General features: G+C 62.0%; 9 protein-coding genes and 2 pseudogenes. All 11 read right to left on the reverse strand.

All coding sequences use genetic code 11. The features are described from left to right. Positions 1–436 (reverse strand): hypothetical protein (locus tag FJ404_17595; protein ID MBM3824671.1); only part of this gene is annotated, 436 nt, incomplete at its 3' end. Positions 437–499: 63 nt separating this feature from the next. Continuing rightward, on the reverse strand, positions 500–691 hold the full coding sequence (locus FJ404_17600; protein MBM3824672.1) for a hypothetical protein: 192 nt from the start codon (positions 689–691) through the stop codon (positions 500–502). After that, positions 688–990 carry a hypothetical protein gene (locus FJ404_17605; GenBank protein ID MBM3824673.1) on the reverse strand — a complete coding sequence of 101 codons (303 nt, stop codon included), beginning with the start codon at positions 988–990 and terminating at the stop codon, positions 688–690. Before FJ404_17605 ends, FJ404_17600 begins: the two co-directional genes overlap by 4 nt. Next, the gene (locus tag FJ404_17610; protein ID MBM3824674.1) at positions 991–1,314 is read right to left on the reverse strand and encodes a PadR family transcriptional regulator; all 324 of its coding nucleotides are present in this window, start codon (positions 1,312–1,314) and stop codon (positions 991–993) included. It lies immediately after the preceding gene. Positions 1,315–1,690: 376 nt separating this feature from the next. After that, positions 1,691–4,573 (reverse strand): DUF1553 domain-containing protein, encoded by a 2,883-nt coding sequence (locus tag FJ404_17615; protein MBM3824675.1) that lies wholly within the window; start codon positions 4,571–4,573, stop codon positions 1,691–1,693. Further along, positions 4,570–5,526, reverse strand: coding sequence for a hypothetical protein (locus FJ404_17620; GenBank protein ID MBM3824676.1), 957 nt, complete (start codon positions 5,524–5,526; stop codon positions 4,570–4,572). The genes FJ404_17615 and FJ404_17620 overlap by 4 nt, the downstream gene beginning before the upstream one ends. 26 nt (positions 5,527–5,552) lie before the next feature. Further along, positions 5,553–5,855 (reverse strand): annotated as a pseudogene (locus tag FJ404_17625) (dehydrogenase). A gap of 588 nt (positions 5,856–6,443) precedes the next feature. Continuing rightward, positions 6,444–7,544, reverse strand: coding sequence for a lactonase family protein (locus FJ404_17630; GenBank protein ID MBM3824677.1), 1,101 nt, complete (start codon positions 7,542–7,544; stop codon positions 6,444–6,446). Between the two features lie 150 nt (positions 7,545–7,694). Continuing rightward, positions 7,695–8,954 (reverse strand): DUF1552 domain-containing protein, encoded by a 1,260-nt coding sequence (locus FJ404_17635; GenBank protein ID MBM3824678.1) that lies wholly within the window; start codon positions 8,952–8,954, stop codon positions 7,695–7,697. A gap of 21 nt (positions 8,955–8,975) precedes the next feature. After that, a complete protein-coding gene (locus FJ404_17640; protein MBM3824679.1) occupies positions 8,976–11,558 on the reverse strand; it encodes a DUF1592 domain-containing protein in 2,583 nt (860 codons plus the stop codon). Positions 11,559–11,570: 12 nt separating this feature from the next. Next, positions 11,571–12,758 (reverse strand): annotated as a pseudogene (locus tag FJ404_17645) (hypothetical protein). Positions 12,759–13,092: the final 334 nt, after the last annotated feature.

The raw sequence follows: 13,092 nt of genomic DNA on the forward strand, positions 1-13,092 counted from the left end.
GCCGGTGAGCCGCCAGGGCCAAAGTTACCAAGGCGATCCCCACCATGAAGGCAACGGCAAATCGAGCCGCCAAGTTCGGCAGGAGAAAGAAACCACCGGACTGCTGCGACACGTCCTGATCCTCCGGCACCGGAGCTGAATTGGAACGCAGGTAGTGCCACAGCAACAAGGCGGGGATTAAATACAAGGGACAGAGACGAAGGAAAATGAGCGGTGCGCTTCGAGAGCCGCCCAACTCGATTGCACCTTGCTCCCTGCGAATCGTTTCAGAGAGAAACCACGCATCCTTCACAGTGAAGACAAGCAGGCACCCGAGCGAAGCCCAAAGCAACAGGCGCACTCCCGTCCGCACCGCGCGAGAACGCTGGTCGAATGCCCCGCCGCACAAGCGCACGATCCAGAACGCAATCACGAGAATCCACGCGGTAGTCGTCATGGGCTCAAGCCACCATTCCGCGCCCGAAGACCGCAGACCGAACGCGCTCGTGAGGATCGCGAGTTAAAGAACGGGATTGATCAACCCGAACACGACATCCACCACCATCCGTCCAGACCGACGCAGCCAGACCGTTCTGGGCCAGGGCGCGCGCCCGAACGCATTGCCCATGACCGCCCAGGCCACCCCGAACAGCACCACCACATTTCCGAACAGGGCTGTCGGTATCGCCAGTACGGCAAAGCCGTAGATCATATACGCCCAGGCCAGCCGGCACCGCTGATTTCCGGTTGGAGCAACGCGAAGCCTGCGAGGGCGATCACTCCGACGACTGGCAGGAGGTTCTTGATCATGGCGAAGGGGTGCGGTTCATACCGGCCAGGTGGGAAGAGGGCGACCCGCAGGCAACTGACGGCGAAACTCCACCTCGAGCCCGAGCCTTGCAATGGCGCCAATTCCGCAAGCATCGCCTCACCCCACTCCCGGCGGTCCTCGGGCATTCGGGCGACCATGGCGGCCAACAGGCGGAAGGGAATGTCTTTGCGGTGTGACATTCAGGTTCCTTCGGGTTGAGGCCGCAGCCCGGCGCGCTTCGTTCGATGGGTTCGGTGCTCGCGCGCCAGCTCAGCAGCCACCTTGCACCCCTCTCCCGTGAGTCGATACATGTGGCGGGGCGGTCGACCGGGTGGCGCGTCGGTTTTCCATGCTGTCTCCAGAAGCCCTCGATCGGCGAGTCGGATCAAGATCGGATACAGTGTGCCCGGCTTGAGGTCGAGTTCCTGGCAGAGGTCATAGCCATGACGCCATCCATCGGCGTCTTGAGCCAGGGCGAGCAAGACAGCAGCGGTCTGAGGCGAGTGCGGCCGGCGACGTTGCATGATCTTAACTCTATATATTTAGAGATAATCGTCAATCTTGAAATTGACGACAGGCGGCCGCACCGTGCATCCCGAAGTCTTTTGTCGTTTGGCGCAGGCTGCCCAGCCTGCGGGGCGACGAAGGAAACCACGCGCGTGGAGAGCATTGGCGCTCTTCGATGTTCCGTTCGGCCGGGAACAATCCGGTGATGCGGTCGAGTGGAAATCTCTTCCTCGCGGCGGCAACCCTTGTGTTTATCCTGCCGGCGGATTCTGCCCTTTCAGGCCAAGGAAGCGCGCCAGTCTCTGGGCGCAGCACGAAGATGGAGAGGACACACAGATGGGTGTGCCCTCCTGGTCATTGCCCGTGAAAGTCTGGCTGATCTATGTCTGGCTGTCATTCCAGGTAGAAAAGTTCGTTCGCGTTCAGCAGCGCGCGGCAAAATGACGCGGTTCCGTGCTGGGCGATGAGCCTGGTTGCCGCATCCCATTCGGTTGGGGTGGGCGGGCGCTGGAAGGCCAGGCGATACGCGGATCCAATGGGATCCTTTCCATCGAGACGGGCGGCGAAGGCTTTGGCGTTGTCGAGGGTGAAGCTGTGGTTGAGCAACGTCAGGGCTTGCAATGGCGTCGTAGTGTTCGCGCGCTTCGGCGCGGCGAAGGCGTTGTCGGGGAGGTCGAAGTCGCTGAGAACATCGACGACGCTGGCGCGGACATTCTGGTGATAGACGGCGCGGCGGTAAGTCTCGGGGCCTTGCGTATCGAGGGGGAAGTAGGTGCTGACGTTGTTCTCGGTGTGCTTGTAGAGCCGGAAGCCGGGGCCGCCCATCGGCTCAAGCTGCAATTTGCCTGCGACAGTCAGCATGGTGTCGCGGATTTCCTCCGCACTCAGCCGGCGTGGCGGGAGACGCCAATGAAGCCGGGCGTCCTTGTCCTCGCGCGCCGCATCAGGGCGAAAGGCGCTCGATTGAAGATAGGTCTGCGAGAGGAGAATCTCACGATGAAGCGCCTTGAGCCTCCAACCCTTCGCGATCAACCGGGACGCGAGGTAGTCGAGAAGCTCGGGATGCGTTGGCCGACCGCCGAGGAATCCGAAGTCGCTGGGCGTGTCCACGATGCCGATGCCGAAGTGGTAATGCCACACGCGGTTGACCAGCACGCGCGCGGTGAGCGGGTTGTCGTCGCTGGTGATCCACCGCGCCAGCGCCAGGCGCCGCTCGCCTTCGGCGGCGTCGGATTTCAGTTCGTAAGGCTGGGTGACCTGATCCAGCACGCTGAGGCTCGCGGGCGCGACAGGTTCGCCGGGCTTCATGGGATCGCCGCCCTGGTGGACAAAGGTGGCCTCCTTCGGCTGCGCATAGTTTCCGGCCCAGATTTGCCGGAGTTTGGGCACGCGATTGAGCTTCGTGCGCGTCGAGGCCATTTGCTGGTCCAGCGCGGCGAACTTCTGCTCGTCCTCCGGAGTGGTCACGGTGGCGCGACTCCTGGCGATGCCGTGCGCGGGCGTCCACGGTTCACGGCCTTCATCGGTGGCGACGGTCGTCCACGATTGGCCGTCGAGGGAGACCTGCACCTTGTATTCACACGGGGTCGCACCGCGGACTCTGCTTTCGTCAATTTCCCGTCCGCCGCGGGCGTTGATGAACGTGATGCGATGGATCCACTCCGGCCGCGCGAAGGTGAGCGTGAGCTCAGACGGTGCGCCGATGAACCATGCTTCGCCCAGCATTCCGTCGATGCAGTATTGCGGGCCGTAAGCTTCGGGAAAGTCCTCGGCCGTGGCGGACTTCGCGCCCTCCGCCTTGGTGCCGTTGCTGGCGAGGGCGACGTTGCGGCTTGGTTCGCTGGCGCTCCAGACCTGAAACTCAGTGAGCTTGCCGCCGGCACCGCCACGTTTCCCCCGTCGCGTGGTGCCGGGTTGATAGTCGCTGGTCAGATTCTCGATGACGAACTTGAGATGGCGCGCCTCGACGGGCGCGAAGGTCTCACTGGTGCCGTGCACGTCGATTTTCGGTCGCGTGGGCTTGAAATTGTCGAAGACGGCCTTGGCACGGGCTTCAATGGCATCATCAAGTGCCTTGCGCTCTCTCTCCAGTTTCTCCAACTCCTCTTCGAGCGGTTGGGTTGCCAATGCGAAGGCCTCGCGCTCCTCCTTCGCGGCGATGACGCGCCGGCCGTGCGTGATGCCTTCAAACGCCGAGCGCAGCCGGTAATAGTCCTCCGTGGGAATGGGATCGAACTTGTGGTTGTGGCAGCGGGCGCAATTGATCGTGAGCCCGAGGAACGCGCCGCCCGTGGCGGTGATCATGTCGTCGAGCGTGGCGGCGCGAATGTTGGCCTGCGCGACCTTGTCCTGATTGCCAACGTCGTCGTAGGGGCCAGCCACGAGGAACGCGCTGCCGACTTCGACCGCCGGATTGTCCTTGCCGATCACGTCGCCCGCGAGGTGTTCGGTGATGAATTGATTGAAGGGTTTGTCCTCGTTGATCGAGCGGATGACGTAATCGCGCCAGGGCCAGAGGTCGTCGATGATGAAATTGCGCTCGAAACCATTGCTCTCGCCGAAACGCGTGATATCGAGCCAATGCCGTCCCCAGCGCTCGCCGTAGCGCGGCGAGGCGAGAAGACGCTCCACCAGCCCCGCGATGGCTTGACGCGGACTGGCCTTGTACGCTCGAGCAAACGCTTCGACCTCTTCCGGCGTCGGCGGCAGGCCGGTCACGTCGTAACTCATGCGCCGGATCAGCGCGCGCGGATCAGCGGGCGGGTTGAGCGTGAGATTCTTCTCCGCGAGCTTCGCCTGGATAAAGCCGTCGATGCTGTCGTGCTTGAACCGCTTTGGCAGCGGTTGCAATGACCACCACGACTTGTCGCCCCGCCGGGCCTCCAGCTTCGCGCCGTCGCGCGGATCGGGCGCGCCCATTTTCACCCACGTGACCAGATCGGCGATGACAGCCTCCGGCAGCATCGGTTTCTTCGGCGGCATCTCGAGGTCGGGTTCGACATGCCGAATCACGCGGATGAGGAGGCTTTCGTCGGGCTTGCCCGGAACGATTGTGGCTTTGCCGGAGTCGCCGCCCTTCTGCCAGCCCGCCTTCGAGTCGAGGAAAAGGTTGCCCTTGAGCTTCTTCGCCTCCGCGCTGTGGCAGGAATAACAATGCTCGATGAGCACGGGACGAATCTTCTGTTCGAAGAAGGCGATGCTGGTTGGTTCGGCGGTGTGGACTGCAGCCAGCGGCCCGAGCAGCAGGGCGGTGAGGAGGGTGAGAACGAGCTTCATGACTGGCAGATGATGGTGTTGTCGCGATGCGGCGATGTTGCCAGCGCATCAAGCACGCGGCCCACCTGGGCATCGAGATACGAGATGGACGCAAGATACGCCTGCACCGCTTCCTTCCAACGACCCGACTTGATCACCTCCGCGTGGTCGCCGGAGGGCTTCGCCATTTTCAGGCCGGCGGCGGGGATATCCGCGAGGTCGTCGGCTTGGGTGGGCGGCAGTTTGATGTCGGCGAGCGGGTGCAAATCGAAATACTTCTGCGGGACATTCCACGGCATGTGCGGCTTGTGGAAACCGAGCGTGAGGAAGAATGGCTTGTCGCGTTTTTTTCCGAGTTCGGCGATGCCGTAATTGGCAATGTGCGTGTCGGGCACCGCGTCGTCGCCGCCCTCGATGATGCTGAAACGAATGCCGCCGATGCTGCGGTCCTTGACCTTCGCGTCACCGTGATCTCCGCCGCGTTCCCGGCCGCCGGTAGCCGTCCATTGCTCCGGGAAACCCAGCCCGCCGTGCCAGAGCTTGCCCATCCCGAGCGTTTCGTAGCCCGCATTCTTGAACTGCATGACGAGCGAGTCGCCCGCCTTGATGACGGCCTCAAAGGGCTGGCCGTTGTCGTAAATGCCCGTGGTGGACGGCCGCATGCCGCTGAGGAGGGCGGCCCGCGACGGATTGCAGACCGGCGCGGCGCAGTGCGCATTGGCAAACGACACGCCCATCTTGGCGAGGCGGTCGAGGTTTGGCGTCTTCGTCTGCTTGTTTCGCCCGAGATGGCCGACCCAGTGATTGAGGTCATCCGCGGCAATGAAGAGGATGTTTGGCCTGGCTTGGGCGGATGCGGGCGCACTGGCGCCATCCGCGGCAGAAAGATTTCCGGTCAGGAGCGAAAGCGCGGCGGCAAGGCCAAGAGCCAAAAATGCCGCGCCGCGTGCGAGAAGCTTTCGATGGTTCATCATTGGCTTCAAAGTGATTTCAGAAAAGCGACGAGATCCGGCGCCATCGAGACGATCACCTTGTTGTCGATCACGGCGACGCCCATCGGCGAGCGCAGAAACGGCTCCTGCACGAAGGTCCACGACTTGTCCGCTTTCCCATCGCCGTCCGTGTCCTGCAACACGACGATGCGATCGCCCTCGGGCTGGCGCTCGTAGTGCCTGCGATAGTTGACGCCTTCCGCCACCCAGAGGCGCCCGAACTGATCCGTGTCGATGTTCGTTGGGTTCTTGATCGCTGGCGAAGAGGCCCAAACCGTGACTTCCAGATTGGGATCTTCGGTGGCAAACAGCGAAGCCGGGACAATCGTTTCCCGCGGCGTCGCTGCTGCGCTCGGAAGAGTTGCATTCGCCACCGCCGTGGCGATCACGAGGAGATGAGTGGGTCTGAGATTCATGGTTATGCTGTGTGCTTGTCAGCGGTCGAATTGATTGACCCGCCTTTGGTCGAGATGGCTGACCCACCCTGGCCGACATGTTTCCTTTAAATCACTCCCTTATCACGTTGTTGCGGAATGATTTAAAGAAAACATGTCTCTTTTTGCGAGAATGAGCGACGGGTCAATCATTTCGACCCCGGACGGGTCAATTTGATTCGACCGCTGGTAGTGCTTGATCCTGACGGTTTCGCATTCGTTGTTCAAGGAATGCGGTGCCTTGTGCCCGCAGTAACACCTTGCACCTTGAGGTGATTCGAGGGACCTCGCCGTCCTCACACTTTCAAAGCGGCGACGTGGGCTTGGCGTCAGGCGCTCCAGCGAGTTGAACTCAGGCGGAAATCTCGCCCCGCCACTATGCGTGCAGCAGGGCGGCGCAACACGTTGGGAGAATGGTGGTGAGGAAGGTGAGTCTCATCAGCCGAGGATTGAGGGGGAACAAGATCAGCGCGTGAGAAGGTCGGAAATCTCGGCGTCCCAGGTCAGGCTCGCTGCTTTTTCCAGATCACCGTCGTTGGTGATTCGGTAGGCGGTGAGGGTCGCGCCGTTGTAGGCGGAAACGAGGAGATGTTTTGCGTCTGGAGACAGCGCCAGTCCCCACGGAATTTTGTCGGCCGGTGTCAGCCCGAGCAACTCGGCCTGGCCGTCGGCTTTCACCCGGTAGCGGGCGATGCGGTCAAAGTCCTGCCTATGTCCGCGCAATCCGGCGAAGACGAACTTGCCGTCCGGTGTGATCTCCAGGTCGGAAGCACTGAGCCCCTCCTTCGACATGCCTTCCGGCAGGATCGCGATGTCCTGCTTCAGAACAAGCTGACCGTCTGGACGCCGCTCGTAGGTGGAGAGGCCGATGCCTTGCTCGTTCGAGAAATAGACCATCGGCAACGTGGGGTGATAGACGAGGTGGCGCGGCCCGGTGCCTGCCGGTGGATTCGCATTGGCCGGAGAGAGCGGCGTGACCGCACCCGAGGTCGCATCGAATCGGTATTGGAGGAGCGCCAGGTTGCCCTTCACGTAGGGGATGTAGAGAAATTGGTTGTCCGGCGAAATCAGCACGCAGTGGGCTTCCTTCTTTCCTTCATCGACCGTCGCCACGGCTTTTCCCGGCAGTCCGTCTTCACCTAGGCGATAGACATTGAGCCGTCCGTTTCCATAGCTGACGCCGAAGAGAAACGCACCGGTGCGATCGAGACTGAGGTAGGCGGCATCGTCATTGAGGTCCACGCGCTGATGGCTGGAGTAGGTGCCGTTTTTCGCCAACGTCACCACGGCGCCGGGCACCTTGCCCCGTTCTCCGCCGCCCACGATGTAGAGCAGTGGGTTCTTCGGATGCGCGGCGATGACCCGACCGTTGAAACCCAGCTCCCGCTTTTCGGCCAGCTTGAGTTCCAATCCGCTGTCCCCCTTGGGAACAGCGTCAACGATCCAAAGGGTCTTGGTCTTGCTGGCCGGCGCATAGACGCGGAACGGTTCAGCAGCGAAGCTCGCGGTGGACATGCCGAAGCCAATCAGGGCGGTGAGGAACGTGAGTCTCATTTTGTGATTCATGTGATCAATAGCTCTGAAACCGCTCTTCCACGGCGGAAACTTTGCGGGCCATGCCGCCGGGAAAAATCGCACGATGCTGCGCGGGCGGTAGCCCTCCAGGATGATGTCGCACTGCACCTGGATGCGCACGCCGCTGTCGCTGGGGCGCTTTCATCCAAGATCACCAATCACACCCGTGCTCGTGCCGAACTTATCCGCCTGGATGCCCATTTGGTGTAGCATCCGCACGAACAGGTTTGAGAGAGGGCGATTGCTTTTGCGGTCGTACATCACATGCCCGGTGTGCTTGAAGCCGCCGCCGGCGACGATGATCGGCAAGTTCTGGGACGTGTGCGCCGACGCGTTCCCCAGATTGCTGCCGTGGAAGACCATCGTGCGATCGAACAGCGATTCGTTTCCTTCGCTGGAGCCTTGCATCTTAGTGAGAAACTCGTTGAACACGCGATACTCGGCCTCTTCGACCTTCGCGAGCTGCTCGATCTTCGCATCGTCCTGGCCGTGGTGCGAGGCTTCGTGGTGGTCCATGTTCACGCCGGGGACATTCACCTGACCATGACTGTGAATGTGGAGATTGATCACTCGCGTGGAGTCGGTTTGCAGAGCGAGATGAATTAAGTCGTACCACTGGCGTGACCGTTCGGCCAATTCTTTCTCGGGGAAGTCACGCGGCTGATAATTGACCTTCGGCTTCGGCTTGTTCACCCACGCCTCGTCTTGCGTGAGGCGTTCCTCGGCCTCGCGAATCGACGTCAGCAGGGTGTCCAGTCGCTCGCGATCGCCTGCGCCCAGGTTGCGGGCGAGGTCGCGGGCCTGCTGGCGGACACCGTCCAGAATGCTGCGTCCATCTCTCAACCGTTGCACTTCTCTGGCGATTTCATCGGGCGTGCCATCCACGAAGAGCTGTCGAAATATTGCTTCCGCGCCGCCCAAACTCGGCATGCGCACCCCTTTACGGTTGTAGGAATGCGCCCCGCCGAGCCCGATACAGGGAAACCGCGTTTCGCGGCCGACTTGCTCTGCGGCCAAAACGTCGAGTGAAATCGTGTTGCGAAGGTCTTTCTCGCTTCGGATGAACTCGCCGGCGACACCCGTGAACAACCCTGCCTCGGAGTGATGGTGAGCGTGGCCGGGATGCGAGAGGCCCGAGAACAGGGTGAATCGGCCGCGATGTCCGTCGAGCAGCTTCAGGTAGCGCGTGGACTCGTAATCAAGCCCGGCCTTTTCCGGAAAGAGAAACGGGGCGTGGGTCCCCAGTGGCCGGCTGATCAGCACCATACGGCGCGGGGCCAACTTCTTTGCTTTTTCTTCGGCCCGCAGGCCCGAAGGCAGCATGGCATCAAGCAGCGGCAATCCGATCGCCACGCCGGTGGCGCGAAGCATCGTGCGACGTGAGAGCAAGCGAGTATTCAGTGGAGTCATGATCTTTCTTTCTTATTTGGTGAGAAACGCGGGGCTTTGCACGACTTCATGCACGAGGGACCGCAGCCCGTAATTCCGGTCGCGCGTCCGGGCGGCGATTGACTTCGCTAATTCGCGGTCGGCGAACTGCACTTCGGCGCCGGTCGCGAACACGAGCAGTTGCCGCGCGAGATTGCGGGCGAGTTGTTCCTTGTCTTCGAGCAGCAGCGCCTTGTAATCGTCCACATTCTTGAACTCGCGTCCCTGGGGCGTGGTCCCGCCGATTTCGACGTCGGGCCCGCGCAAAACAGTCCGCTCGGGATAATGTGGCAGCGGTAACCGGCCTTTCGAAATGCCGCCATCCGGCACGCGATAGAACTCGCGCCAGCCGCCGATCACGTCGAACGATTCGAGTGCGAAGCCGGGCGGGTCGATGTGCTTGTGGCACGTGGCGCACGCGGCGATGGCCTTGTGCTTCTCCAACTGCTGGCGGATCGTCGTCGCGCCGCGAATGTCGGGCTCGATCGCACCCACATCCGGCGGCGGCGGGGCGGGCGGAGTGCCGAGGATCTTCTCGAGCACCCATTTGCCGCGCAGGATCGGCGACGTCGTCGTGCCGTTGGCGGTCACTTTCAGGATGCTGGCGTGGGTCAGCACGCCGCCTCGGTGGCTTTCCGGCTTGAGAGCGACGCGCCGCAGTTCGCCGCCATGCACACCGTCGATGCCGTAATGCTTGGCCAACCGCGAATTGAGCATCGTCCAGTCGGAATGGACGAACTCGGCGACGCTGCGATCGTGCCGCAACATGTCGCCGAAGTACATCTGCGTCTCCAGAGGCATGGACCACAGCAGAAACGCGTCGAATTCGCCATACAGGCTCGGGTCGGGCGTGGTCGCGTTGATCTTCCGCAGTTCGAGCCACTGGCCGGTGAAATTCTCGATGAAGCGTTGCGAGCGTTTGTCGCCGAGCATCCGCTCGACCTGCGCCCGCAGCACCGCAGGCTTGCGCAATTCTCCCTTGGCAGCGAGCGAGGTCAGTTCGTCATCGGGCAGCGTGGACCACAGGAAGTACGACAACCGCGAGGCGACGGCAAAGTCATCCAGGGAGCCCGGCTGTTCGCGGAAGTAGAAGAAATGAGGCGACGAAAGGATCGCCCTGTAGGTGCCGCGCAGCGCCGTGTGAAACTCGCGGCCTTGGTCGAGCCGCTCCTGGAACACTCCGACGTAGTAGGCGATCGTTTTGTCGTCGACCGGCCGGCGCATCGCCCGTGGCAGAAACTCGCGGAGCAATCGCTGGCCGTCGGCGCGAGGGTCCTTCGAGACGGGAATCAACGGATCGCGCCGCCATTCGTCATCGTTGCGGTTCTCGCGAATCTCCGGCAGCGGCTGGCCGGCACGTTCCGCTTTGACGACGCTCGCGGGTTTCAGCGGCAAATCGCCGAACAAGCGCTTGTGGCCCGGCGGCGGAAATTCGCTGAGCGGGCCTTCGAGTTCCATCAGCTCGAACGCGAATCCCGGCCCGGTGTAAGACCCGTCAAGCGGCTTGCCTTTGAGTCGATCGCGCACCGTGTGCTCGGTCGGCAATTGCCAGCCGTCGATGCGGATGACACCTTGCTTATGCAGCAGCGTTTCCAGCTCGAACACGCCTGGGCTGTCGGGGGGCGCGTCGAATGTCGCCAGCGTTCTTTGATCACGGTGATGCCCCGAAGCACCGTAGACTCTCAGCGGCAGCGGGTGACCGCCGGTGTTGAGCGCCTGCGCGACGATTTTCAGCCGATAGCGGCCCGTCGTGGGAACTTCATCCGACTCAATATGGAACGGCAGGACGATGTAAACATTGAGACGCCCGCCATCAAGCCGCACGAACTTGTCCATCAGCCCGGGCATCTGCCCGTAATTTGCAGCCTCCTTGCCGGTGCGGCGAGACGCCAGTTTTTTCGGGGGCCGCGTGGCAATCGCGGCGTTGAGCGCCAGATCGGCGGCCTCTTGATAGCGCAGCAGATGTGCGGAAGAAACATCCAGCCCCTCGCTCACATTGTCGAAGCCCGCCACGGAGCCGTCGTCCGGCAACACGTCGCCGAGCTTGATCGAGACCCCCAGCAGGTCGTTGAGCGTGTTTTCGTGCTGCGTTCGATTGATCCGCCGCAGCGCGACACGGCCCTCCGTCGTTTGCCGGGCCAGTGACGCGGCGTGCAGTTCGCCACCGAGCGACTTCACAAACGCCGCCCGCGCCGCCGCTGGCGGTTGCTCGTTTTTCTTCGGCGGCATCTCACCCCGGCTGACCCGGTCAAAGACTTTCTCCCAGTGGGCGAAGTTGTCCCGCGCGGTGAAGTCCGGCTTCAGCGCGGTCAGGTCGAGTCCGGCCTTCTTTATGTCCCCGTCGTGGCAATCGATGCAGTGCTGTTCAAAGAATGCTCGCACCTTCGGATCGAGCGAGGCGGCCGGCTCCTTCGTCTCGGCGGCGGCCAGGTCCGGCAAGAGGCCGGGCGTCGCGAGAATGAGGATTGTGAGAAAAGCCGCGCGTTTCATGGAGTGGTGGAGTCTTGGAGCGATGGGATGGATTGGCGGCGGCAAGTGCGCTGGGTCGCGGGATTCATTTCTCCAAAACTCCAGCATTCGACTTCTCCATCAGTATTTCGGAAAGATCGCCGGGCTCGGGAAGCGTTCTTCCGCAGTGTTGTTGTCGAGGTATTCCTCACGGGGGACTTGGACTTGCGGCCAGTTGCCGGGACGGACGCGGACCACTCGGCCGGGCCGGATGCCTTCGATGATGAGATCGGTCTCGAACTTGATCTGGATGCCGCTGCTGCCGAGCGGGGCGTTCGCGGGAGCCTTGGCAACATCGAGGAGAGTGCCGCGTGAGGCCATGTGCCAGGGGCCGTATGCGCCGTGGGTGTGCTTCAAGTTGTTCTCGACGGCATTCATCGTGGCGGAGGTGCCCTTCTTGAAATCGGCGTAGAGCAAGTCGTCCATGCCGCCGAAGAGGGTCGCGGTGATGGTGGCGCGGCCGAACTTACCATACTCGACGGCGTCGATCCACGCGGCCATCCATCGGCTACGGATGAAAGCTTTGTGCGTTTCAGTCTGGCTTCTGGAGGCGCGTTGCATGGATGCGTCGTCGAGCCAGATGTCCGAGATATGAAAGCGGGTGAAGATGCCGTCGGGCGTGGGTCTCCAGGTGATGCCCAGCAGCACGGCCTGGCCGCCCAGGGACTTCTTGCCCTCCGCAGGCCAGGCGCCTTCAGCGATGAGTTCCTCGATGCTGAGGCGTTCGCGTCCGCGCCAGAGGCGCGTGGCGGCGTCGAAGGTCATCTTTTCCTCGGTCGCTTTGGCATCGCTGCCCTGCTTCGGTTCACGCGTGGCGACGATCATGCCTTCGCGGCTCTTCTTGATATCCACTTCCTTCAGCTTCCAGACGAGGCCTTCGCGCTGACAGTGGCTCGGTTCGTCTTCGAGCAGCAGGACATGATTCTCCGCAGGCGCGATACCGGTGCCGCGGTTGTGGTTCGCGTCCTTGTTCTTGTTATCCACCGGCAAGACCGGCACGGCGGAAATTTTTGGGTCAGGAGGAAGGAAAGCGCGGACGTGCAGCACGGTGCCGAGTGGAATGTCCCTCAGATCCGCCGGTGCGCCGTGATAACTCACGATGCCATACGGCAACAGGGCGAAGGGGTGCGGATCATTGCGGAAGAACATCCCTGAGCCTTGCACACGGATGCTGCCGCGGCGGTTCGCATGATCCACGAAGACGAGTTCCCCGCGGTAGGCGTGAGCCTTTTCCAGCGGGGGAAACTTGCCCGTTTCGGGGCGGAAAGGCACGGTTCCTGGTTCTTGATCGGCAGCGTGTGTCGTGACGACGATCGAGCCGCCGAAAACAAGGAACAAAGGACTAAGAACAAGGAACTTTTTCATAGGGTAGCATGTGCCGTGACGACGAACGCGCCCACAACAACCACGAATCACGAATCACGAACCACGAACATCACAAAGTGATCACCCTGTTACTGTCACCAAACCGGTCACTCTCCACGCCCATGCGCTGGGCCATGAGGAGCAGAAGATTGCTCATGTGGGCGTCGGTGTTCACGGGACGGCTGCAGAGCTGGTAATGCGCGGTGGTGAGCGCGCCGTCGGTGTCGAGGGCGTAGCC

It is taken from the genome of Verrucomicrobiota bacterium (assembly GCA_016871495.1).
GTDB lineage: Bacteria > Verrucomicrobiota > Verrucomicrobiia > Limisphaerales > VHDF01 > VHDF01.

Excerpts from the sequence above, each read along its gene's own strand:
- FJ404_17610 (MBM3824674.1), bottom strand. The coding sequence starts at position 1,314 with ATGCAACGTCGCCGGCCGCACTCGCCTCAGACCGCTGCTGTCTTGCTC.
- FJ404_17600 (MBM3824672.1), bottom strand. The coding sequence starts at position 691 with ATGATCTACGGCTTTGCCGTACTGGCGATACCGACAGCCCTGTTCGGA.
- FJ404_17630 (MBM3824677.1), bottom strand. The coding sequence starts at position 7,544 with ATGAATCACAAAATGAGACTCACGTTCCTCACCGCCCTGATTGGCTTC.
- FJ404_17620 (MBM3824676.1), bottom strand. The coding sequence starts at position 5,526 with ATGATGAACCATCGAAAGCTTCTCGCACGCGGCGCGGCATTTTTGGCT.
- FJ404_17615 (MBM3824675.1), bottom strand. The coding sequence starts at position 4,573 with ATGAAGCTCGTTCTCACCCTCCTCACCGCCCTGCTGCTCGGGCCGCTG.
- FJ404_17605 (MBM3824673.1), bottom strand. The coding sequence starts at position 990 with ATGTCACACCGCAAAGACATTCCCTTCCGCCTGTTGGCCGCCATGGTC.
- FJ404_17640 (MBM3824679.1), bottom strand. The coding sequence starts at position 11,558 with ATGCTGGAGTTTTGGAGAAATGAATCCCGCGACCCAGCGCACTTGCCG.